Raw genomic sequence first — 22106 nt, 5'->3', positions numbered from 1 at the left:
TCTCCGAGTTGGGGGAGCACTGGGATGAGCAGGACGTCAGGTCGTACGGACGAGGGCCGCGGGCGGCTCGGCAGCGTGCTGTCGGGGTTGGCCGTGGCCCTCGGCTGTGTGCTCTTTCTCGGCGGCTTCGCCTGGGGTGCGATCGAATACCAGCCGTACACCGTGCCGACCGAGTCGATGGTGCCGACCATCAAGGCGGGCGATCGCATTCTGGCCCAGCGGATCGACGGCGGTGACGTCAAGCGCGGCGATGTCATCGTCTTCAAGCAGAAGAGCTGGGGCGACATGCTCCTCGTCAAGCGGGTCGTCGCGGTCGGTGGTGACACGGTCGCCTGTTGCACGAACGGCAAGCTGACCGTCAACGGCAAGCAGATCGACGAGCCGTATCTCGCCAAGGGCCAGGCCGCGGAGTCGACCCAGATCCCGAACGTCGAGGTACCCAAGGACCGGCTCTTCCTGCTCGGCGACGAGCGCAGCGGCTCACTGGACTCCACGGCCCACCTCACCGAGGCCTTCAACGGCACCGTCGCGCGCAGCGCGGTGAAGGGCCGGGTGGATGCCATCGCCTGGCCGATGGACGGCATGCTGGCGCGCCCCACGGGCTTCGAGACACTGGGCGGGATCTCCTCGCCCGGGCCGCTGCGGCTGGTCCTGACCGCCATCGTGGTCGGCGCGGTGCTGGTGCTGGGCGGGGCGGCGTACGGGCCGATCGCCACGAGGCTGAGCCGGCGCGGCCGGACGCGTACGGAGCTCGCCGGTGCCGCCTGAGGCGTCGTACGGGGGTTCGGTCGAGGACACCGACGGCGGCGGGCCCCGGAAGGTGGCCCGGGTCGTGCTGCTCGACGAGCAGGACCGCATTCTGCTGCTGCACGGTCACGAGCCGGACGATCCGGCGGACGACTGGTGGTTCACACCCGGCGGGGGCCTCGAGGGCGACGAGACGCGCGAGGAGGCCGCGCTGCGGGAACTCGTGGAGGAGACCGGCATCACCGAGGTCGAGCTGGGCCCGGTGCTGTGGCAGCGGAGCTGCTCGTTCCCGTTCGCGGGGCGACGCTGGGACCAGGACGAGTGGTACTTCCTGGCCCGTACGAGCCAGAAGGGAACCGTCGCCGCCGGGCTGACGGAGCTGGAACGGCGCAGTGTCGCCGGAGCACGCTGGTGGACGTGCCGGGAACTGACCGAGGCACATGAGACGGTGTATCCGACCAGACTCGCCGGGCTGCTGCGCAGGCTGCTCGACGAGGGTCCTCCGGCCAGGCCCGAGATCCTCGACACCGAAATCGTCTAGAGGCTCGCGGGGCTGGCGCACAATAGGGGGACGCACGGCTGAAGGGGAACATGCCATGAGCGCCGAGGACCTCGAGAAGTACGAGACCGAGATGGAGCTGAAGCTCTATCGGGAGTACCGCGACGTCGTCGGTCTGTTCAAATATGTGATCGAGACCGAACGGCGCTTCTACCTCACCAACGACTACGAGATGCAGGTGCACTCGGTCCAGGGCGAGGTGTTCTTCGAGGTGTCCATGGCGGACGCCTGGGTGTGGGACATGTACCGACCCGCTCGTTTCGTGAAGCAGGTGCGGGTCCTCACGTTCAAGGACGTGAATATCGAGGAGCTGAACAAGAGCGATCTGGAACTGCCGGGCGGTTGATGACGGGCGGACGATGACTGGCGGACGATAACGGGCCAAGAACCCTCGTGCGGGTGAGGGAGTTGTCCACAGTCTGCCGTTGGTCCACCAAGATCCAATAGCCGGTCGAAGTGGCCTCAGTGTTGGCGCCGGAGGTGGTGCCGACATGAACACACCCGAGGCACGCAACGCACTGGGCAAGTACGGCGAGGATCTGGCCGCACGGCGGCTGACCGAGACCGGGATGACGGTCCTGGCGCGCAACTGGCGCGGCGGCAGGACCGGCGAGATCGACATCGTGGCCCGGGACGGGGACGCGCTCGTCGTCTGCGAGGTCAAGACGCGCAAGGCGGGGGCCTTCGAGCACCCGATGGCGGCCGTCACGCCGGCCAAGGCACAGCGCCTGCGCGGCTTGGCCGAACGCTGGCTCCAGGAACACGGCGGGGCACCACCTGGCGGCGTCCGCATCGATCTGATCGGCGTCGTCCTCCCCGATCGCGGCGCCCCCGTGGTCGAGCACGCGCGGGGGGTGGCCTGATGGGATTCGCGCGTACCTGTGCGGTGGCCCTCGTGGGCGTCGAGGGCGTGGTCGTCGAGGTCCAGGCGGACCTGGAGCCGGGCGTCGCGGCCTTCACCCTGGTCGGCCTGCCCGACAAGAGCCTGACCGAGAGCAAGGACCGGGTCCGGGCGGCAGTGGTGAACTCCGGCTCGGCGTGGCCCCAGAAGAAGCTTACGGTCGGCCTGAGCCCGGCATCCGTACCCAAGGGCGGCAGCGGTTTCGACCTGGCCGTCGCCTGCGCGGTGCTGGGAGCCGCCGAGCGCATCGATCCCCGGGTGCTCTCCGACATCGTGATGATCGGCGAGCTGGGCCTCGACGGACGGGTACGGCCGGTGCGGGGCGTGCTGCCGGCGGTCCTGGCCGCAGCGGACGCCGGGTACGAGCAGGTGGTGGTGCCCGAGTGCGCGGCGGCCGAGGCCTCGCTCGTACCGGGGATCTCGGTGCTCGGGGTGCGCAGTCTGCGCCAGCTGATCGCGGTGCTCACGGACGAGCCGGTGCCCGAGGAGGATCGGGACGAGCAGGGGCGACCGGATCCGCTGATGGCGGGACTGCGGATGCCGGGCACGGGCGCCGCCACCGGCATGCACAGCATGGGCGCGGCCCAGCACGACCACGGTCACGACCTCGCCGACGTCGTGGGCCAGCACGCGGCACGGACCGCCGTGGAGGTCGCGGCGGCGGGCGGCCACCACCTGTTCCTGGAAGGTCCCCCGGGAGCGGGCAAGACGATGCTCGCCGAGCGGCTGCCGGCCATCCTGCCGCGGCTCACCAAGGGCGAATCCCTGGAGGTCACCGCCGTCCACTCGGTCGCCGGCCTGCTGCCACCGGGCAAACCCCTGGTCGACATCGCTCCCTACTGCGCCCCGCACCACTCGGCGACCATGCAGGCCCTCGTCGGCGGCGGCCAGGGGATCGCGCGGCCGGGCGCGGTGTCCCTGGCTCACCGCGGGGTGCTCTTTCTGGACGAAACGCCAGAATTCGGCAGCCAGGCTCTCGACGCGCTGCGCCAGCCCCTGGAGGCGGGGCACGTGGTGATCGCGCGCAGTGCGGGGGTGGTGAGGTTTCCGGCGCGGTTCCTGATGGTGCTGGCGGCGAACCCCTGCCCCTGCGGCCGTTTCTCGCAGCGGGACGACCTGTGCGAGTGCCCGCCCTCCATGATCCGCCGCTACCAGGCCAGGCTCTCCGGGCCACTGCTCGACCGCGTCGACCTGCGGGTCGAGGTGGACCGTGTCACCCGGTCCCAGCTGACCGAGCGCGGTGCGCGGGGCGAATCCACCGAGACGGTCGCCGACCGGGTGCGGGCGGCCAGGGAGCGGGCCGCCGCGCGGCTGGCGGACACCCCCTGGCGGACGAACAGCGAAGTGCCGGGCCGGGAGCTGCGCAGCCGCTGGTACGCGTCCCTGGGCGCGATGGACGAGGCGGAGCGGAGCCTTGAGCGAGGTGCCCTGACCGCCCGCGGCCTCGACCGGGTGCTGCGTGTCGCCTGGACCGTCGCGGACCTGGTGGGACACGACCGACCCGGCGCGACGGACGTCGCCCTCGCCCTGCAATTGCGCACCGGGGTCCCCCGTGGGGTGCCGATGGCGATCGGCGCGCTGTCGTGAGCCAGGAGGACGAGAGGCTCCGGCGGGCCTTCCTCGCGCGGGTGATCGAACCGGGCGACGAGGTCTGCGGGCGCTGGCTGCGGGCGGTCGGTGCCGCGGAGGCGGTCCGGCGGCTCGTCGCCGGCGGCGAGCCGCCACGGGGAGTGACGGACAAGCGCTGGGCGGGACTGCGGGCCCGGGCGGAGCGGGCGGATCCGGAGCGGGACCTCGCGGTGGCGCGGGAGGCCGGGACCCGGTTCGTGTGCCCCGGGGACCCCGAGTGGCCGGCGCAACTCGACGACCTCGGCGACACGCGTCCCACCGGTCTGTGGGTGCGGGGGCGGCCCAGCCTGCGGATATGGGCGCTGCGCTCGGTCGCCGTGGTCGGAGCCCGGGCCTGTACCGAGTACGGCGCCCATATGGCGGCCACGCTCGGTGCCGGGCTCGCCGAGCGGGGCTGGGTGGTGGTGTCGGGCGGTGCCGGCGTTCTTTGTCCAGTGACCGTTGTTGCTGAAGTTCGTTGTTACTCGTGTGGTGGAGTTAAGCGCACGGTGTTGGCAGTTGCACCGGTACGTGCCCAGCCGTACGGCGGAGGCAGTGGTCGAGTTGCTCGGGGAAGTCCTGCCGGGCCGCACGGTTGGTACGAGGCTCGATGGCGTACGCGACGGGCAGCGGTTTGTCCTTGGGCCTGACGGCCGGCCGGATCTGCGGGTGAACTACTGCTTGGGGTCGCCGAAGTGGCGGCGGCTGGCATGGCGCACGCAGCGCGACTACGCGTACTCGCTCATGGTGTGGCTGAACTACCTGCTCACGATCGGTGTGAACTGGTGGGAAGCGGACGACGAGGTGGCCTCGGATTTCCTGTTCTGGCGCGTCACGGACCCGGAGAACGAGGGCTCAGTGGAGACCGGGACGTTCGCTAGGGATCTCGCCGGGCTGAAGAAGTTCTACTCGCTGGCTGCGCGCTTCGGGATCGCTGGTCCGTTCGCGGACATGGACCCGCCGCGCATTGTCCGGCGCGCGGACGTCAAGTGGTTGGACCCTGGCGGATACGTCCGTTGGGCGGATCTGGGCATCCGCGGTTTTGATCTCCATGGTCGGCCGGATCCATGGTGGAAGGGCCGCAACGACCAGCGCGACCGCGCATTCTGCGACGGCCTCTACAGCAATGGCCTGCGGGTTTCGGAGTGGGCCAGCGTGGTGCTGCCCGAACTGCCTGCCCACGACCGGCGGCGGGGATTCTTCACCTGCGAGCTCGCCGAAGCCTGCGCGAAGGGCAGCTACGGCCACAAATACTGGATGTCCAGGTCGGCCCTGCGCGGGGTGCTGGCCTACGTTGAAGGCGCTAGGGCGGCGGCAGTCCGACGGGCTCAGGCGGCTGGCCGCTACGAGCGGATCGCTGGTCTGCGCATCGTGCTGGCTATGCACGGGATGCACGCGGTGACCATGTCCCCGCCTGGCGGCGGTTCACGGAAGGAGGAGTGGAATGACGTCGGGCCGCAGACCCGGATGCGGCTGTTCCGCGAGACCGCTCAGGGCCTAGAGCCGGTGGCTTTGTGGTTGAACGAGGACGGCCTGCCGCGGGACACCGGCGGCTGGGAGCACACCTTCGAGGTCGCGAACGAGCGGGTTGCCTCGCTCGGGCTGGAGAACTTCAGCTGCACTGCCCACATGCTGCGGCACAGCTTCGCGCTGAGGTGGTACGCAGTCGGCAAGCTGATCAAGTACACCAAGCTGGGGCATCTGACGGACGACGAACAGCGCGACTTCCGTGAGGAGGTCGGCGACACCTGGCACCTGGTCCAGACGATGCTCGGGCACCGCAGCGTCGAGACGACCAAGAGTGTCTATTTGGAGCCCTTCCGGACTCTAGAGGTGGAAGCGCTGCTGTCGCACGTCGACGGCTTCCCAGTCGCCACGTTCATGGCCGACGTGTTCGCCGAGCACCCCTGGGTTCGCACCGACCCGTTGGCGGTGACCGGGTGAGCCGGGGGCGCCCGGCGACGCTGCCTTCTGGGGCCAGGACCCGGCACGGGTTGATGACGTCCGAGGATGGCCGCCGGATCGTCCGGTGTTACAGCCAGGGCGGCGAGGAGCGCGTTGATCTGGACGTGTCGGTGCTGAACTTGTCCGAAGATCTGCGCGCGTCTCTGGTTGCGGCTCTGGTCGCCCGCACCACGCCTGGCAAGGGGCTTACGTCGATTGAGTCGATGAAGAAGGCCTACCGGACACTGGTGAATTTCACCCGCTACCTCACGGGCCTGGAGGTGGTTCCGCAGAGCGCGTTCGAGCTGGCCCCGGAGCACTTTGAAGGGTTCTACGAGCACCGTAGGGCCGAGGGCATCATGACTGCCTCGCATGAACTGGCCGACCTGCGGCTGGTGTTGATCAAGGCGAAGGGTCTCAGCGACGCGATGGCGGGCCAGCTCGCCGCCGTTTTGCCGTCCCGCCCCCAGGGCGGCCCCACGCACAGCTACAGCCGCACAGAGCTGAAGAGGATCGCGCAGGCCGCGCGGACGATGTTACGCACGGCGGAGAAACGCATCCGCTCCAACCGTGAGTTGCTGGAGCAGTTCCGGGCCGGGGAACTCGATGTCAGCCGCAATACGGATCTGCGGCGCCGCCTGCAGATCCTCGACCACCTGGACCGTGTCGGAGACATTCCCCGCAGGACGCGCAACGTCGCCAGGAAGTACCAGAACGCCCCCGAGAACTGGGTGGCAAGTAGGGGCAAGGTCAAGGAGATCGTCGGATGGCTCTACCTGACGCCGGAGGAGATCGCGGCCGCGGCGGTGCTGTTCGGCGTGATGACCGGGCAGAACCCAGAGCCGATCGTGAAGATGACCGCGGCTCACCACCGGGCAGACGGCGGCGTCGGCCCCGGCACGGCCATCGTCGGCCTGCGCAAACCGCGTCGTCAGAGCCGGGCCTACATGGATCTGGCGTTGTCGGAGGTCCCGGACTGGATCAGTATTCCGGACCAGCCCGATCAGATGTCGACCCGGGACATCCTGCACACACCCTTCGGCCTCTACGCCCTGGTCTGCGAACTGACCGTCCGGGCCCGGCAGTTTGCCGGCAGCAACCGACTCCTGGTCACCTACATGGCTAGCGGCGGCGGCCCGTGGACCGCGAAGGGCAGGGGGTGGCGTCCCATGCCGACGGATGGAGCCTTCATCAGCAGGCTGGGCCGGGACTGGAATCTCCCCTCGGACAAGGTGGATAGGGAGGGCAATTCACTCCCGATGCGTCCGCTGCGGCTGGAGACGCTGCGGATGACCTACATCGAACTGCACCAGAAGCCCGTCGCCCACACCCGGCAGACAGCTACCCGCTATCTGGTCCGCAACCGAGGCAACATCAACGAATACCGGATGGTCGTCGCTCAGGCGCTGACCACCGAGGTCGCCAAGGCACGGGCCCGCTCGAAGATCATCATGATGACGGCTGAGCAGGTGGCTCATGCCCACGAGAACGTCGATGAGGTCGCCGCCGAGATGGGCCTGAAGGCAACCGTGCTCAAGCGGATGATCGCGGGAGAACTCGACACGGTGCTCGGGGCCTGCACCGACAACAACAATGGCTCCTACAACCAGGGGGAGCCCTGCCGGGCCTCGTTCCTGCTCTGCCTGGGCTGCGAATGCGCCAGAGCCCTGCCCCGGCATCTTCCACTGCAGGTCGTCGTCCACGACAGGCTCGCCAAGCAGCGCGATCAGATGGGCCCCTTGCCGTGGGCCGAACGCTTCGCCGGCCCGCACGCCCAGCTGGCCGACCTTCTCGACCAGGCCGACGAGTCGGCTGTTGAGGACGCCCGCAAGGCCGCTGGGCCGGACGAACACAAACTCGCGGACCGCCTACTGAACAGGGAGCTCGACATCCGATGACCTCACCCGCCCCGATTCTTCTCGGCGAGCCGGACACACGCCCCGACGGGCTCCCGGACGGCACCGTCTGGCCGGGCCCGGACACGCTCGTACTGATGAACCGGCAGATCCGGAGCGACACCGACCCGGCCCGGCTGTCACGCTTTGCGGACGACCGCTGGGACCTCAACCCCGGGATCTTCGAGGGCCATGCACGGTCGCAGACCCTGAACTTCGAGATTATCCGTGAGCCGCTGAGGCTGGCCACGAAGTTCTACATCTGGCAACTCATCAACCATCCCAAGGCCCGCAGCCTGCGACGCTCGGCGACGAACCGCATAGCCTTGCACACGGTCGAAGTCCTCTTCTACGGCTCTCTACAGCACGTCCTGAAGTGGTTCGTCAGCCAGGGCATCACCGAGTTCCGCCAGATCACGAACGAAATGCTCTGGGACTACCTGGACGCACTCGACGAGGGCGGCGTCGCCATCCACAAGCGCTATCGCCGCATCACCGAAGTCAGACGGCTGTGGATCCACCGCAACCTTCTGCCGTTCTACCTGCGGCTTCCTGAGGCGCCGCCCTGGGACGGCGAAGACACCAAGGACCTGCTCGAAAGAACCCGCGGCGACCGTGAGAACCGCACGAAGCGGATCAGCGAGCAGACGATGCAGCCCCTGCTGCGGTGGGCCATCCGATTCCTGGAGGACTTCAGCAAGGACATCCTGGCCGCCTGGGATGAGTACAGGATGCTGCAGTCCCGGCGTCCGGAACACCACCGGGGCCAGCGCCGCGGGCGGAAATCCGGAGAGCTGCAGGCCGATATCAAGGCGTTTCTCGACGGGCTCCGCCGCAGAGGCGAGGGGCTGCCGGGCAGTCGGCGCGACGACGGCACGCTGGGGCTGGCCTGGCGCCATATTGCGTCGCTCCTGGACTGCTCGGCCTCAATCGAGAACACCGGGTCCGGCCGTCTGATCTTGGAGTCCGGCCTGCCCATCGCTGATGACTGCTACCTCGACACCCCGGTCACTGCGGACCTGGATGGGCAGCCCTGGCACCCGCGGATCCCGTTCGGCGAGGCCCCGCGGCTTGCCCGACTGCTGAGCACAGCCTGCTTCATCATCGTCGCCTACCTCTCGGGCGCTCGCGTCGGCGAAGTCCTCAACCTGCGGCGTGGATGCGTCAGCCACGACAAGGACCTGGGGGTGTGGTTGATGGAGGGGCTCTACTTCAAAGGCGCCGAGGACCAAGAAGGCAACAAGATCCCTGAAGGCGCCGTTCGTGAAGACCCCTGGGTGATCATTGAGATCGCCGCGAAGGCCGTCGCCATGCTGGAGCAGCTGCACGACAGCTACCTGCTCATTCCGAACCGCCTCATGCCGATCAACACGACGCCCGGCATGGAGACGAAACGCCGTGGTGAGGCTCGTGCTGACCGGATGATCGCCGACGACATCACCAAATTCATTGCCTGGGCCAATGAGCGATGCCGGCAGCTGGGTCGCAAGGATTACATCCCCGCCGATGCTGCCGGGCCCGTCGCACCCAGCCGCTTCCGACGCACGCTGGCTTGGTTCATCAGGCGCAAGCCGCGCGGACTGATCGCCGCCTCCATCCAATACGGACATGCCTACACTCAGATGCTCCAAGGGTACGCGGGCTCCTACGAGGCCGGATTCCTGGACGATTACGCATTTGAGGACTGGCTCTTCCGTCTGGAGGGCATCGCCGAGGACGAACGCCGGCTCCTCGCAGGCGAGCACGTCAGCGGACCCGCCGCCGACTCTTACCGCTACCGAGTCCAAGCGGCAAGTCGTGAGTTTGCCGGCCGTGTCCTGAACAGCGAGCGCCATGCCCGCGACATGCTAGGAAACCCTCTCCTGCAGATCCACCACGGTGAAGGCATGACCTGCGTTCTCAACCCCGCTATTGCGGCCTGCCAGCTCAGAGGCTCGGCGGACGACCCCATGGTCACCCCCGACATCGATGACTGCCGCCCCCGCTGCCAGTGCCTCGCCCGCACGGACCGTGACATCGAGCTCATCAAAGATCGCGCGGCTGAACTCGCCGAAATCGTCGGCGACACCCTTGCCCCACCGATCCGTCACGCACGAGAGCAACAGGAACTCGATCGGCTCCACGCAATCATCGAACATCATCAGTGCGGAGCCCAGGAATGACTGTCCTTCCACTCGACGGCGAGAATGACCCAGTCCGGCGCGAGATCATCGCCGCCATCAACCGTCTCCTCGTCGGCACTCCGCACCGATCCAACGGACGCCTGAACGTAACCCAGCTGGCGATCGAGGCCGACGTCAAGCGCTGGCACCTCACCCACCAGCACACCGACCTCAAAGACCGGTTCCAGGCCGAGGCCGCAGCGGCAGAGGCCAGGCGGACAACGGCCGCTCGCTCCGCTGTGGCCATCGAAAAGCTAAAGCGAGAGCACTCTGAGCTCCACCGATACTGCCGTCAGCTCGAGAGCCGCCTGGAGATCTATGCGACAGCCCTCAACCAGCTCGCGCTGGAACACGCCGCCTTGTCGGGTCGCGATACCGAAGCTGCCAAGGTCAGGACACTGCCACGACGCCGTCAGCCCATGCCCTGAACAGGGACATGGAGGGAACACTCCCGGCGGCGGCTTGCCGTGGGCGGCATCCTCTACACCTACTCCTAGTTCGGCGCTGGAGTGTTCGCGGGTAGATGCCGACCTTGAAGGCTCAGAGGAACCGCCCCGCGGTGAAGCCTGGAATCATTAGCGGGGCTGGGCGACCTGCAGCTCTGAGGCGAACATTAGTGTGGCGGCCCTAAGAACAGCATTGTCACGACGCAAGTCTCGGATTTCGCGCTCCAGCTCGCGCAGCTGATCGTCCCCTGGTGTCGCAAGCGAGGGCTCACAACGGCTCGCCTCGGCCTTCTTAACCCAGTGCCGCAGCACCTCAGGGTGGATCTTCATGAGGTCGCCGACGGTACCGACCACGCCAACACGGTCCGGATCCTGTGCGCGGATGTCGAGCACCATGCGCACGGCACGTTCCATGACCTCGGGTGGGTACCTGCGCTGAGCGGGCACGTCGCTACCTCCAAGCCGTTCGGCGCGGCTGGACAACCGTCTCAGCCGGCAACCTACTCGGCTGTCTCCACACGCTATTGAAAGAATTATGCACAGCTGTTCATGGTGACCAAAGAGGAGCGAATGATCAAGTCGAGGCGTGTCTCCGCCTCTACCCGATCCTGTGCTCCACGCGTTCGGGATGCACCTTCGGCGCATGCGCGAGGATCGCGGAATGTCCTTGGAGGAGCTGGCAGCTCGCAGCGGCCTGAGCTTCCGCGGAGTGGTCTATATCGAGCACGGCCAGCGAAATCCAAGCTTGACAACCTTGATTAACCTTGCGCGCGGTTTGCAGGTCCAACCTTCCTATCTGCTGGCCGTCTTCGACGTCGAGCAAGGGACGCCCCCGGAGGCTGGCAGCCCGGCGCAAGATTGAGGCGATGAACCGTGACTACTCGCACGGAGCCAAGGCTTACACCAGCCGGTGCCTTCTTCGAGAGCCACTCCTCGCTCTTCGAGCGATGGCAGCCGCCGGAATGGCACTACGCGCCCAACGTTGACGAAAGCTTGCTCCGGGCAATGTTTGAGGCCCCCCTTCGCGCCAACAGGCGCGGGTGAACTCGTGGGTTCGTCTGCGAAGTGTCCTGCGCTAGGTGAGGTCCCGCATCCGCGCGCCTCACACCAGCCTGGGCCGACCGGGCGTATTCCCACGTGTCATCCATGCGAGCTGCGGCGCAGGAACATTCGTGCGGTCATCCCCCAGCCGTACGTCGGCTTTGTGTGTGGGCTCCCTTGCCGATGGCTGCACGGATCTGAGGCGCCAACGTTTGCTGGTCCAGTAGGGCCCGGAAGTGGACCGCGCTGTGGGGGTGGTCTTCCAGGGCTGACGCCATGAGGACCGCGGCCTCGCCGCGCAGGATGAGCAACCACGCGGCGATCACGTCCCGAGGGCGGTACTGGTCCCAGATGCTGTCCCATACGCACATCGCGCGCGCAGCCTCGTCCATCAGGTCCCAGGAGCCGGCGGACGCGGCAAAGGCGGAGACACGCTGGAGCCAGAGGATGGCGCGGTGGGCCTCGGTGTACTGGATACGACGATGTTGGGCCGAAGCATGGGAGCTCAGCGCTTCGACGAGCAGCTCCGCCTCAGCTGGCAGACGCATCAGTCCCTCGGCTGCCGTCTCGGGCTTGAGCTTAGTCAGCACGCGAATGTACAGGTCCTGGTCCTCTGGATGGTCGGCGGTGAAGGAGAGGAAAGAATCCAAGGACCCTGGGGCGTCGCTGTGAGCATTTGATAGCAAGGACTCGCCCCGTTCTGCTGGAGTTAGCACCGGGCCAGCGAGCTTCTCCTGAATAAGTCGGCGGAGGTCAGCGATCGTCTGGGGACGGCTGTGCGGATCGCGCACGGTCGCCGCCCGAACGATCTCCCTCCACGGCCCTGCCGCGGGCAGCAGCCGCTGTGTCAGGACGGGGATTTCCCCCGTCAACGCCCAGGCAATGACGCGACCGATTCCATAAATATCCGCAGCGGGGGTGGCATCGTGAGCATTGATGAACAACTCCGGCGCAGCAAAGCCTTCGGTGCCGACCTCCGCGCGGGTGCGGTCGGAAGTCGTCTGCCCGCGAGGGCGGCGCACTACGCCCCAGTCGCCTAGCCTCCACCGCCCTTCGAGCAAGAGAATGTTGGACGGTTTGACATCGCGGTGCATCCAGCCCTCCGCTTGGGCGTCGTGCGCAACCTCAAGCACGTTGAGAAGTGCGTCCACCAACTCCTGCAGGCTTGCCGGGTCTTTGAGCTGGTCACGACGATCTTCGGCGGTACATTCCGCCAGCGGCATGACCAGCCAGCCCTCCACAGGGTTGGCGTCAAGGATCGGCACGTAGTTCGGGTGCGAGTTGAGGTCCTGGGCGACTTCGATCTCACGGCGCATACGTGCTGCTGGCGTCTCCCGCCAGGAGAGGCGGCGCTTGAACGCGACACGGATGCCTGTGGCTTTGTGGGTGGCTTCGAAGACCTCTGCCTGGCCGCCTATCTTCATCGGAAGCCGCTCCAGGGCATAGTCTTTACGCCGCCCACGGGCGGCGCCTTGCACCGCCGCGTAGATCCCAAAGGGAGCTGGCAGGTCACCGGCTCGAGTGTCCTGGCCAGGCGCAGCAGCCTCGACCTCTTGGGCATCCGGGCTTGATTGATCAAGCTCCCTGTCCACGCCCGGCCTGTCCCCGAACGCAGTGGCCATCCGCTCGAAGTCGGAGGCCCCTGGGAGGGGCGTGTACCGCGAAGGAGCGCCACTAGGCGCGGCATCAGCTACAGCCTCGGTTAGACGGCGCGCCCCGTAGACGGGATAGCCGCTGATGTCGGCCACGGGTACAAAGGCGTAGCCGTCACGGCGCACCATGCTGTCTACGAGCTCGGCCAGAAGGGCAGCCTCAGCATCATCAGAGCGCACTTCGGGATGAACCATCTCCGACACGAACCGGAGGAGTACAGCATCCGGACCGTCGCGCAGTCCGAACCGGTCATCGATGTAGATCCAGTCGTCTTCCCAGTCGTAGTTGTTGTACCGGTGCTGTGTGATGTCGCCTTCCGCGTCATCAAACCTGTCGTCTGAGCTGGGGAGCTCCTCAAGATCATAGAGTCGGCTGAGGAAAGCGATCTCGTCGAGATCGCCGAACCATTGCACTCCCCTGTTCCTCAGGTACTTGAAGAGCCGTCCGCGCGTGACCTGGGTGATGCTCTGGGCGTCGGCAGGGACGGACGTTGCCCGCCGTCCTGAAATCGCGGCAGTGGGCGCAGGCTGCACACGAAGGTCCCCGTCCAAAAGGTAGCCGTCGTGGTCCAGCGCCTCCCGAAGCTCCTCCAGCTCAGAGGGGTCGATACCGTTGGCACCGAGCTTCCTGCTATCGCGATCGAGACGACGCAGCAACGTCTCAAATACGCGCAGCGCCCTGCGCGTATGATCTTTGTCGTTCCAGTCAACCGAGGCCTCGTACGCGTCGTAGGTCTGCTGGCGGACTCCGCCTTGGCGAGGTGTACCAATCTCGCTCCGCGCGAAGTTCTCGCTCTCCCAGTACTCCGCAATCGCCGCGACGTACAGATTGCTCATCAGCCGGCGCACAGCGTTGCGGGTGGCGCGGGAAACGATGGGGCGATCAGCAGCCATGGAGGCACATTAGACGACCAGTCGCACCGCTCACTGCCTGCCGAGGTCGGGGGACGCAGAGGGGCGGACACACAAGTCCGAGTCCCGAGGACCGGGGCAAGGTGGGTTTCAAGACGCACGTCCTGTCGGACGGGTGACGGCCACTTGATCTGCGCAACCTAGCTACACAGGACGTACGAGCTGTGCGGTAATGGCTGCCGTGGATCTCAACTCGCTGCGCAAGCTTGTAGAAGGTCAGCTCCTCCGCATGGAGGGCAACGCCTTCCAGGACTGCATGGATCGGCTCGGCCTGGAGCTGCACCCCGGCGACTACCAACCGGTGCGGGCTGCCGGACCGAAGGGCGACACCAAGAACGATGGCTACTGCCCGAAGGCCCGGGTGTTTATCGCTGCGCACGCAACGCGAGGTGAGCGGATCGACAAGACCAAGGCGAAGATCCGCAGTGACCTGGAGGGCTGCCTCCAGGAACACCGTGATGTGAAGGTGTGGCGCTTCCTGACCAACGACACGTTGCCGGGCGAGGTCGACCAGTTCATCGACAACGAGCTTCGTCCTCGGTACCGGGGCGTCACCATCGAGGTATGGGGTCTTAAGACACTTGCCAACGAGATCGGCAAGCTCAAGCGAGAGCAAGTGGACAGGGTCATCGACGTCATCTCGGAGGACGAGCCCAAGTTCGAGGTCGTACGGCTCAGTTCTATGAAAACAGGCCGTGACCTCTGGCCGATCCTCTCCAACTGCCATGGATGGCTCGACCCCATCGAGCCAGACGACTGCACCGATGATGAGCAGGACCTCATAGACGGGACGATTCAGTCCTTCCAGGACTGGAGCGATATCGCGCTTGACGTCGAAGCCTCTCGCCCAGGAGTGCGTGATGCCCAACGCAGCATTACAGCCCTCCTCGAAGAGCTGAAGAGTAAAGGCTTCGTAGTCTTCGCCGGAACGAAGGAGAACCATCCCTTTGCTGGGGGTGCGTTCTTGGGAAATGCGGCAGTGTTCAAGATCGATCGAATGGTCGAGGGAAGCGGACTTCCTTCCGGCAGTTGATGAGTTACTCGCGACCGACGGCAATGAAGTGAGTATGCTCGGAGAGCGCCACGCCACGCCAATACTCCCATCGTTCGATGACGTATGACTTCCTCTCCGCAGTCATAAGGTCGGTTCCGAGCACCACCTCCGAAGGGTCCCGGATGATCTTGCTTATCTCCATCACATGTTGGCCGGTTGAGAAGGTCGGTGGCAATGAATGCAGGACCCACTGGTCAACATGGTATGTGAGAGTCGCGTAGTCCCCTGCTTCTTGGTTGGGGGCCAATTGGTCGTACGTGAAGTAGTGTTCACGGTCCCGAGGCATGTGGTCACGCTTCTGCCTCATGTAGTCGGGGTTGTCGTGCGGTGAAGCGGCGGCCCGGAACTCGGCGTCCCGCCCGTAAACGAGAACGAACTGAGGCTCGACGGGACGATGTGAGTATCTAGGTGCGTACGTCGTCGCGAAGATGAGTTGGTTCTCCGGCGAAGAAAACCAAACCTTCCACTCTGTAAGCTGATCGATCGCCTGAGTCAGTTCGGCAGTCGGAGTTCTCGACCCTTTGTTGAACCAAGCCTTTCTGGGGCTCTCGATCTCGATGCAGATCGGGCGGATGGCTCCGGTGTCCAGCCGAACCCACATGAAATCGGGGACGCGCGTAGGGCCGAGACCTTTCAGTGGAGGCTGTCGAATAACGGCCGAGAACGAAGGGCCGTGATGGCCTCCAGGGCCGATGTTGTCGGTTGCTCCGGGAAGGAAGCAAGGGTGGAGTTCCAAGAACTCCTGCATCTCTCGCTCGCTGGGGGAGGAGCTTAGAAGGCTCTGCCACTGGGGCAGCAGCGCTGCACGGTACGTGTCCCACGGTGTTGCCTGAGGGCGTTCTGGCCTTGTGTCCGTCTCTGCATTGCGGATGCTGTCCACCGCAGCAGTATGGCTGGACGCGCAAGGGTGCGCGCAGAGAACGGCAGCTGTCAGGGCGAGTTGACGGTCGGCTTGGCTGCGTGACTTATACCAAGCCAGCGGAGGTGCTGAGCCACGACCTACTCTGAGGAAACCTCGCCGCACACGAGAGGAACCGGGCCCCTCCTCGGGCATTCGAATATCCAGGGAAATGCGACTGGGTGAGCCTGTCAGGGGATGTCCCGGCCGGAGCAAAGGGCGGCCACGGCGCCACGCCGGACCCGGGCGCGGCCTCAGGACGAACGCTCTCAAGTCAGAGTTCGCGCCTTTTATGATCAATGGCCCATCTATCGTACATTCCGTGTATGTCGACATCGGGAGATCGAACGGCCGACGAGCCAGTCGAGGTGCTCGCCGTGCTCGATGCGGGTCTGAGGGTGACCGCCTGGCCTGGGGCTGCCGAGCGCCTGTGGGGCCACCGCGCCGAGGACGCGCTGCATCTTCCTGTAGAAACGCTACTCGCCGAGGGCGGTGCGGCGTTGACCGAAGCCCTTGCCTCCGGTCATCCCTGGTCGGGTACGGTGCGACTCAACCGGCGCGACGGCAGGCAGGAGGAACTCAGGCTCGCGGCTTCCGCCCTGCACGGCGGGGAGGGGGCGGTGGGCTGGCTGCTGTGGGCACACGATCCGATCGCCCGGCCCACCCTGGATCCTGCGGCGTTGCAAGCGCTCGTCGGGCATGCGCCGTTCAGCGTGGCCACGTGGGACCGGGATTTGCGCTGCACCTGGTTCAACACCAGTGTCCACGACCGGAAGATCTTCCGTTCCGGTCCGAAGCTTGGTGGCTACGTCACCGACCTGTTCGACGCCCGGCATCCCGATTTCCTGGAGTCGGCCATGAGGCAGGTGCTGGAGACCGGCGTGCCGCTGATCCGCCATGAGCTGTGGCCGGCGGAGGCGGAGCGAGGGGGCAGATACACCTGGGTCACTTTCCAACGCCTGGAAGGACCGGACGGGCGGTCACTCGGCGTGAGTTCGGTAGCGGTGCACGGCAGCGGTGGCCAGGAGCGCGGGCGGCTCCGCCTGCTCAGCGAGGCAGAGCGGGGTATCGGCACCAGCTTGGATCCCATGGTCACCGCCCAGGAGCTGGCAGACACGGCGGTGCCGAACCTCGCCGACTATGTCACGGTCGACCTGACCGAGGCAGTTCCGGAGGGAGAGGAGCCACTGGAACGCCTGAAGGCCACCGACACCCGCATCCCCCGCTTTTACCGCGCCGGGGCGGCTTCCATCCACGCCGACTACCGCGAGTCCCTCTGGTCCCGCGCAACGGCGGTCTACGTCCCCCCGGACTCCCCTTTCACCACTGTCCTCAGAACCCGGAAGTCGTACTTCGAGCCGGTGCTTGACGCCTCCCCAGGTACGTGGCTCGACAACGACCCGGACCGAGCCCGGGTTATCCGCGAGAGCGGGATGCACTCCCTGATGATCGTTCCGTTGCACGCACGGGGGGAGACGCTGGGCATCGCGGTGTTCGTCCGCAGCGAGAATCGGGTTCCCTTCACCCGGGCCGACCTAGTCTTGGCCGAGGACCTCGTGGCCCGGGCATCCATGAATCTCGACAACGCACTCAGCTATAGCCGCGAGCGGTCCATCGCGCTGACGCTGCAACAAGATCTGCTACCGCATCGCTTGTCGGGCGTCGGCATGGTTGAAGTAGCCTCCCGCTACCTGCCCTCTCACTCGCGTAGCGGCGTCGGCGGCGACTGGTTCGACGTTTTCCCGTGCCCCAGCGGCCGGATCGCCGTGGTGGTCGGGGACGTCGTCGGCCACGGCATCAAAGCGGCAGCCACCATGGGTCGGCTACGCACTATGGTCCGCACGCTCGCGAGCCTGAAAATGCCCCCTGACAAGCTACTCACCGCTGCCGACCAACTCGTCGTCGACATGGCTCACAGCGACCAGGAAGACGGGGACACTCCTCTGCCCGTCATCTCGGCAACCTGTCTGTACGCGGTGTACGATCCCGCCACGCGGCGTTGCACCGTGGCCAGTGCGGGGCACCCCCCGCCGGCTGTCATCACCCCGGACGGATCTGTCGACTTCGTCGAGGTAGTACCAAATACGCCGATCGGTGTGGGATTGGCGTCCTTCGCATCGGTCGGGATGGAACTCGCCGAGGGCAGCGTCCTGGCCCTGTACACCGACGGCCTGATCGAGACCCGCGACGCCGATATCGACCAGGGCCTGGAACGGCTACGCACCGCCCTCGCCTACCCGACGCTGTCCCTGGACGACCTCTGCGCATCGGTCATCGACACCATGATCTCTGGCGGACCCCTCGACGACGACACCACGCTCCTACTAGTACGACCTCGCGTTCCCACCTCCTAAGGCGGTGTAAGGCGGCGGTAGCAGATGAGTGTGCAGGCGGTGCTGGTGAGGGCCATGAAGTGGTCGGCTTTGCGTGCGTAGGTGCAGCGGTGGTGGTGAGGTTACGGCGCTGGGCAGGGACCGGTACCCTACGCGAGGTGAGCCTGCGGTCGGGGCGGCAGATGGGCCAGGACCGTCGTTTTCACGGTTCCAGGTCTTCCCTCTCCCGTCGCTTGAGCCATTCGAGATACCAGGTACGGAAGTTGTGGCGGTTGCCGTCCACATCGACGAACGGTATGTAGGGCGGGTTGGTCCCAACGTTCCGGTCGCGGAGTTCTCCGCGGTGCGGGCCGACGATGATGAGCCAACTGGTCATCTCGCATCCGTTGTCGCTGATGAGGATTGCGCCCCGATCACCCTGCTCGTGCCAGATGCGGCCTTCGGCGTCGCCGAAGGCCTTGCGGTAGTCGCCCAGGTAGTCGTCGCCCTCGTCGCGGGTAGCGGGCTCGTACCCGGCGGCGCGAAGGGGCGCCATCTGCTGGTCGACCCAGTCCTCCGTCTCCACGAACGGCCCGCTCGGGTCCCTGGAACCGAACCGGAGGTCACCTCGACCCGCCCCACAGGCAAGACAACGAGCCCACAGCCCGACAGTCACAAGATCCGCCGGACAGGCCCTATAGGCGGCGGAGGAGTCCGGAGACCCCTCGGCTCGGTCGGGGGGAGGAGCGGCCGTCGCGTGTGTCAAGACTCGGGGTGGGCGTCGGCCATGTGCGTGGTGATGGCTGCCTCGCCCCGGGCGTGGAGCTGGTCGGCGTGGGGTTGGAAAGAAAGTGATCGCGGCTGGGGCGTCAACGGGGGTCGGATCGGCCGCTAGCACGAGGCGGAGTGGCGCGGGAGAGCACGAGCGCCGTGCCGTCCTCTCGGCGGACCAAGATCGCCCTGTACCCGTCGAACTTCGGCTCGGCGACCTGGTGCTCGCCCAGCTCCCACTGGTTGATCGGCATGGCCAGCATGGGCTTAATGATCTTCATGGGCTGACCCGTACCATGCACCTGCTCCCTATCGGTGCCGAAGGGGGTGCGGGCAGCCTGACCCCGGTGGGGGCTTCAGCCTGCGCGTTTGGTGCCGTCGGTCCGCTTGGAGGCCGTCCTCTTCGCCGGCGAGCGGCCGGTCATGGGGTGGACCGCCGCGTCCTGGCCGCGCTCGGCCCGGGCCTGCTCGGTCGCCCGCGGCAGGGCGGTCATCAGGTCGGCGACCTCCGCCTCCCGACGGGCGTGCTCGGTTTGGGCGGCGCATGGTGCTCGATTTTCGCCCCGATCAGCTCCTAACACGGCCTGGGCGTAATCGTCGTGCATCTGCTGCATGTCGACGTCGCCCAGGGCCTCGATCAACCCAGCGCCCCCTCCTGCTAGGAGCGGGTATGCCGACCTGCACCTGTTGGCTGCCCAAGGAGGTCAGCTTGCGCGGTGGGTGCTGTTCGCGCATACGCGCCGGCGTCTTCGTCGACCTCGATCTGGCCACCGGCACACGCGGTTGGGCCAGCTGCGGTCACCTGACGCGCTGCTCTTCGCGGCGTCAGGGTCGTGCGCTGTGTGCGCTGGAACGCCCGTCGGTGCTTGTTCCGTGTTGCGCCAGGAGGAACCCCTTACGCCACGTCGACTGTTCCGGGTGCCACCCCCGGGAGCGGGCTGTCCGGTTGGACGCGCCGCGCGCCCAGTCCAGGCGTCCTGTGGCGGCTTCGGGTGCGGGCACCCCCAGGGCGTCGGCGAGCACGGGCAGCCACTGGCGTCCTGGCGCCGGCTCGTCGTCCACGATGTTGACCGGTCCCGCCGGCCAGTCCAGGGCGGCTACTGCCGCCCGCGCCGCATCGGCGACATGGACGAACGACGTCACCGAAAGATCCGCTTTCAGGTACGCGAGGAGACGTGCACTTCGGTCGCCGGCAAGCGCTGCGGCTACGGCTCCGCCCGGGGCGTACCAGGTGCCGGGGCCGTAGAGGATGCCGTATCGCAGCGCCACAGCCGTCTCGATCTCGGCCGCTGTGTCCTCAAGCGCCTGGATTCCTTCTACCATCCCTCGTCGCGGCTGATCCGCCCCGGTGTCGAGCGGGACAGTCTCGTCTGCCGGATCGTCGCCCGGCGTGTATGCCCAGGCGATCGACTGGGCGATGATCCGCCGTACTCCGGCGGCCTTGGCCGCGTCCACCAGATTGCGCGTCCCTTCGCGCCGCAGGCGGTTTGTGGCTTCCCCGTCCGCGTCTGCCAGCGCCGTTAGCTGATGGATCGCTGCGTCGGGCGCGGCGGCCGAGAGGGCTTCTCGCAGGCTGGCCGGGTCGAAGGCATCTGCCGGAACGGCTGATGCCCCCAGGCGGCGTATGAGTGCGAGTCCGGCGGAGTTGCGGGAAATGGCTGTGACGTGGTGTCCCGCGTCCAGCAGCAGCGGTACGAGGACCCGGCCGACAGCGCCTGTCGCGCCGGCGATCAACACGTTCATAGTGAACCTCTCCTTGAGGTGGGCTGAGAATCGACATGGATGCAGGTGGTGAAGTTCGCTGTTTCAGATTTTTCTGTCACGCTCCCTGATGGATGAGACTGGCTGCTCCCTTGTGAGGGCATCGGAAAAGATCGCGTCTCGGGATTTTTTGATGCTGGGGATCCTGCCTTGCGCGGGAAGAGCATGAGTCGGCCGAGCGTGCGGTGCACTCCGATTCCCAGGGCGGCGCCGACAACGGGGGCGAGCAGGTAGATCCACAGATCGGTCGTCTGGCTGGCGAGTACGGCGGGACCGAACTGCCGGGCGGGGTTGATGGAACCTCCGCTGCGTGGGCCGAGGAAGGCGATCACCAGCGCGACCGCGGCTCCGATGAGGTACGGCAGCAGGCGGGCGTAGCGGGGCTGGGCCGCGTAGGCGACGGCGAGCATGATCGCAGCCATGCTTCCGGCCTCGGCGAGGGAAACCGCCGTCGGGTGCCAGTCGGGAGCTGGGGCGATGGCCGCGTAGTTGACGTGAGGGGTGGACACCGTGTTCCCCCACGCCTCCCGCGCCAGGACGGTTCCTGCCGTGGAGCCGGCGAGTTGGGCGACGGCGTAGGGGAGGACCGAACGTCCCGGGAATGCGCCCAGCAGCCAGAGGGATACCGTCACGGCGGGATTCAGGTGCCCGCCGCTGCGCTTGCCGAGCGGCGACAGGATCAGCCCGGTGAGGATGGCTCCGCTGAGAACGCCGATGACGCCCAGGGCGGTGTCGAGGTCTGCGATGTAGAGGCGGGATCCCGGTTCACGCAGCCATCGGACGATCGTCACCGCGAGGAACAGCATGACGGTGGCGAGGACGAACTCCTCGGCAGCCGGTGCCAGGGTCGGCCGTTTCCGCGGTGGTAGCGCGGTACTCATAACGGATTCCAGGGGTCGGGTTGTCCGGTCAGGCGGACGGCGTGTAGTGGCCCGGAACGAGCCGAGTGGACACGCCGAAGCGGTTCCATGCGTTGATCGTCGTGATCGCGACGATGAGCCGGGCCAGCTCGCCCTCGTCGAAGGCGTGCGCGGCCCTGGTGTACACCTCGTCCGGCACGAAGCCGTCCGTGAGGACGGTGATCGCCTCTGTCAGTTCGATCGCCGCGACTTCCCGGGCGGTGTAGAAGTGCTGCGACTCCCGCCACGCGTCGAGCTGGATGATCCGTTCCGCAGACTCACCCGCCGCCAGCGCGTCCTTGCTGTGCATGTCCAGGCAGTAGGCGCAGTGGTTGATCTGCGAGGCGCGGATCTTGACAAGGTTGAGCAGGGTGGGATCGACGCCGTGCCTGGCGGCGGTGTCCAGGCGGATCATGGCCTTGAAGGCCTCGGGGGCTAGCGCCGCCCAGTCCAGGCGCGGCGCGTGCTCGTGAAGGCGGTCGATGTTCGCAGGTGCTTCGTTCGTCGTCATACCTGCAACGCTAGATCCAAAATGGTACTGAGC

At 66.6% G+C, this 22106-nt stretch carries 21 protein-coding genes and 1 pseudogene; 13 read left to right on the top strand and 9 right to left on the bottom strand.

What is annotated here, in order from left to right; genetic code table 11:
- Window positions 1–24: 24 nt before the first annotated feature.
- The 10 genes and pseudogenes from lepB (at window position 25) to ACZ7M3_RS30065 (ending at window position 10244) form a co-directional block, all read left to right on the top strand.
- Window positions 25–768 (top strand): signal peptidase I, encoded by a 744-nt coding sequence (gene lepB, locus ACZ7M3_RS30110; RefSeq protein WP_472067161.1) that lies wholly within the window; start codon window positions 25–27, stop codon window positions 766–768.
- Entirely contained in the window at window positions 758–1288 is a 531-nt protein-coding gene (locus ACZ7M3_RS30105) for an NUDIX hydrolase (protein ID WP_121414911.1), read from the top strand. Before lepB ends, ACZ7M3_RS30105 begins: the two co-directional genes overlap by 11 nt.
- 55 nt (window positions 1289–1343) lie before the next feature.
- Window positions 1344–1652: a DUF2469 domain-containing protein gene (locus tag ACZ7M3_RS30100; RefSeq protein WP_003965949.1), complete on the top strand. Its 309-nt coding sequence runs from the start codon at window positions 1344–1346 to the stop codon at window positions 1650–1652.
- Window positions 1653–1797: 145 nt separating this feature from the next.
- Window positions 1798–2169 carry a YraN family protein gene (locus ACZ7M3_RS30095; protein ID WP_095852379.1) on the top strand — a complete coding sequence of 124 codons (372 nt, stop codon included), beginning with the start codon at window positions 1798–1800 and terminating at the stop codon, window positions 2167–2169.
- On the top strand, window positions 2169–3794 hold the full coding sequence (locus ACZ7M3_RS30090) for a YifB family Mg chelatase-like AAA ATPase (RefSeq protein ID WP_472067159.1): 1626 nt from the start codon (window positions 2169–2171) through the stop codon (window positions 3792–3794). The genes ACZ7M3_RS30095 and ACZ7M3_RS30090 overlap by 1 nt, the downstream gene beginning before the upstream one ends.
- Window positions 3791–4363, top strand: a pseudogene (locus ACZ7M3_RS30085) (DNA-processing protein DprA); the annotation flags it as partial. The gene ACZ7M3_RS30090 and the pseudogene ACZ7M3_RS30085, both read left to right, overlap by 4 nt.
- 7 nt (window positions 4364–4370) lie before the next feature.
- Window positions 4371–5759 (top strand): hypothetical protein, encoded by a 1389-nt coding sequence (locus ACZ7M3_RS30080; protein ID WP_472067304.1) that lies wholly within the window; start codon window positions 4371–4373, stop codon window positions 5757–5759.
- A 53-nt stretch (window positions 5760–5812) separates the two neighbouring features.
- Window positions 5813–7657 (top strand): hypothetical protein, encoded by a 1845-nt coding sequence (locus ACZ7M3_RS30075; protein ID WP_472067157.1) that lies wholly within the window; start codon window positions 5813–5815, stop codon window positions 7655–7657.
- Window positions 7654–9816, top strand: coding sequence for a hypothetical protein (locus tag ACZ7M3_RS30070; protein WP_472067155.1), 2163 nt, complete (start codon window positions 7654–7656; stop codon window positions 9814–9816). The genes ACZ7M3_RS30075 and ACZ7M3_RS30070 overlap by 4 nt, the downstream gene beginning before the upstream one ends.
- Entirely contained in the window at window positions 9813–10244 is a 432-nt protein-coding gene (locus ACZ7M3_RS30065; RefSeq protein ID WP_472067153.1) for a hypothetical protein, read from the top strand. Before ACZ7M3_RS30070 ends, ACZ7M3_RS30065 begins: the two co-directional genes overlap by 4 nt.
- A gap of 147 nt (window positions 10245–10391) precedes the next feature.
- Here the strand turns inward: ACZ7M3_RS30065 and ACZ7M3_RS30060 are convergent, their stop codons facing one another.
- Complete coding sequence (locus tag ACZ7M3_RS30060) at window positions 10392–10907, bottom strand: transposase (protein ID WP_472067151.1); 516 nt, start codon at window positions 10905–10907, stop codon at window positions 10392–10394.
- Between ACZ7M3_RS30060 and ACZ7M3_RS30055 the strand changes: the two genes are divergently transcribed.
- Window positions 10891–11124, top strand: a complete 234-nt coding sequence (locus ACZ7M3_RS30055; RefSeq protein WP_472067149.1) for a helix-turn-helix domain-containing protein — start codon at window positions 10891–10893, stop codon at window positions 11122–11124. The two genes, ACZ7M3_RS30060 and ACZ7M3_RS30055, sit on opposite strands and share 17 nt — an antisense overlap.
- A 316-nt stretch (window positions 11125–11440) precedes the next feature.
- Here the strand turns inward: ACZ7M3_RS30055 and ACZ7M3_RS30050 are convergent, their stop codons facing one another.
- Window positions 11441–13849 carry an AbiJ-related protein gene (locus ACZ7M3_RS30050; RefSeq protein WP_472067147.1) on the bottom strand — a complete coding sequence of 803 codons (2409 nt, stop codon included), beginning with the start codon at window positions 13847–13849 and terminating at the stop codon, window positions 11441–11443.
- 199 nt (window positions 13850–14048) lie between these two features.
- On the opposite strand from ACZ7M3_RS30050, the gene ACZ7M3_RS30045 reads away from it, so the two are divergent.
- Window positions 14049–14900 (top strand): hypothetical protein, encoded by an 852-nt coding sequence (locus ACZ7M3_RS30045; RefSeq protein ID WP_472067145.1) that lies wholly within the window; start codon window positions 14049–14051, stop codon window positions 14898–14900.
- 4 nt (window positions 14901–14904) lie between these two features.
- On the opposite strand, the gene ACZ7M3_RS30040 is transcribed toward ACZ7M3_RS30045, so the two are convergent.
- Window positions 14905–15801 carry a Shedu anti-phage system protein SduA domain-containing protein gene (locus ACZ7M3_RS30040; RefSeq protein WP_472067143.1) on the bottom strand — a complete coding sequence of 299 codons (897 nt, stop codon included), beginning with the start codon at window positions 15799–15801 and terminating at the stop codon, window positions 14905–14907.
- Between the two features lie 344 nt (window positions 15802–16145).
- Here ACZ7M3_RS30040 and ACZ7M3_RS30035 point away from each other — a divergent pair, with 344 nt between their 5' ends.
- Window positions 16146–18173 (top strand): SpoIIE family protein phosphatase, encoded by a 2028-nt coding sequence (locus ACZ7M3_RS30035; protein ID WP_472067141.1) that lies wholly within the window; start codon window positions 16146–16148, stop codon window positions 18171–18173.
- Window positions 18174–18354: 181 nt separating this feature from the next.
- On the opposite strand, the gene ACZ7M3_RS30030 is transcribed toward ACZ7M3_RS30035, so the two are convergent.
- The 6 genes from ACZ7M3_RS30030 to ACZ7M3_RS30005 all read right to left on the bottom strand — a co-directional run bounded on the left by ACZ7M3_RS30030 (window position 18355) and on the right by ACZ7M3_RS30005 (window position 22073).
- Window positions 18355–18717, bottom strand: coding sequence for a hypothetical protein (locus ACZ7M3_RS30030; RefSeq protein WP_472067139.1), 363 nt, complete (start codon window positions 18715–18717; stop codon window positions 18355–18357).
- A 283-nt stretch (window positions 18718–19000) separates the two neighbouring features.
- Window positions 19001–19183 (bottom strand): hypothetical protein, encoded by a 183-nt coding sequence (locus ACZ7M3_RS30025; RefSeq protein ID WP_472067137.1) that lies wholly within the window; start codon window positions 19181–19183, stop codon window positions 19001–19003.
- A 75-nt stretch (window positions 19184–19258) separates the two neighbouring features.
- Window positions 19259–19543 (bottom strand): hypothetical protein, encoded by a 285-nt coding sequence (locus ACZ7M3_RS30020; protein ID WP_472067135.1) that lies wholly within the window; start codon window positions 19541–19543, stop codon window positions 19259–19261.
- Between the two features lie 184 nt (window positions 19544–19727).
- Window positions 19728–20645: an NAD-dependent epimerase/dehydratase family protein gene (locus tag ACZ7M3_RS30015; RefSeq protein WP_472067133.1), complete on the bottom strand. Its 918-nt coding sequence runs from the start codon at window positions 20643–20645 to the stop codon at window positions 19728–19730.
- Window positions 20642–21544, bottom strand: coding sequence for an MIP/aquaporin family protein (locus ACZ7M3_RS30010; RefSeq protein WP_472067131.1), 903 nt, complete (start codon window positions 21542–21544; stop codon window positions 20642–20644). Before ACZ7M3_RS30010 ends, ACZ7M3_RS30015 begins: the two co-directional genes overlap by 4 nt.
- 28 nt (window positions 21545–21572) lie before the next feature.
- Window positions 21573–22073: a carboxymuconolactone decarboxylase family protein gene (locus ACZ7M3_RS30005; RefSeq protein ID WP_327425700.1), complete on the bottom strand. Its 501-nt coding sequence runs from the start codon at window positions 22071–22073 to the stop codon at window positions 21573–21575.
- Window positions 22074–22106: the final 33 nt, after the last annotated feature.

Source organism: Streptomyces sp. NPDC111656, assembly GCF_055656965.1.
This window is presented reverse-complemented; position numbering and strand designations above follow the sequence as displayed.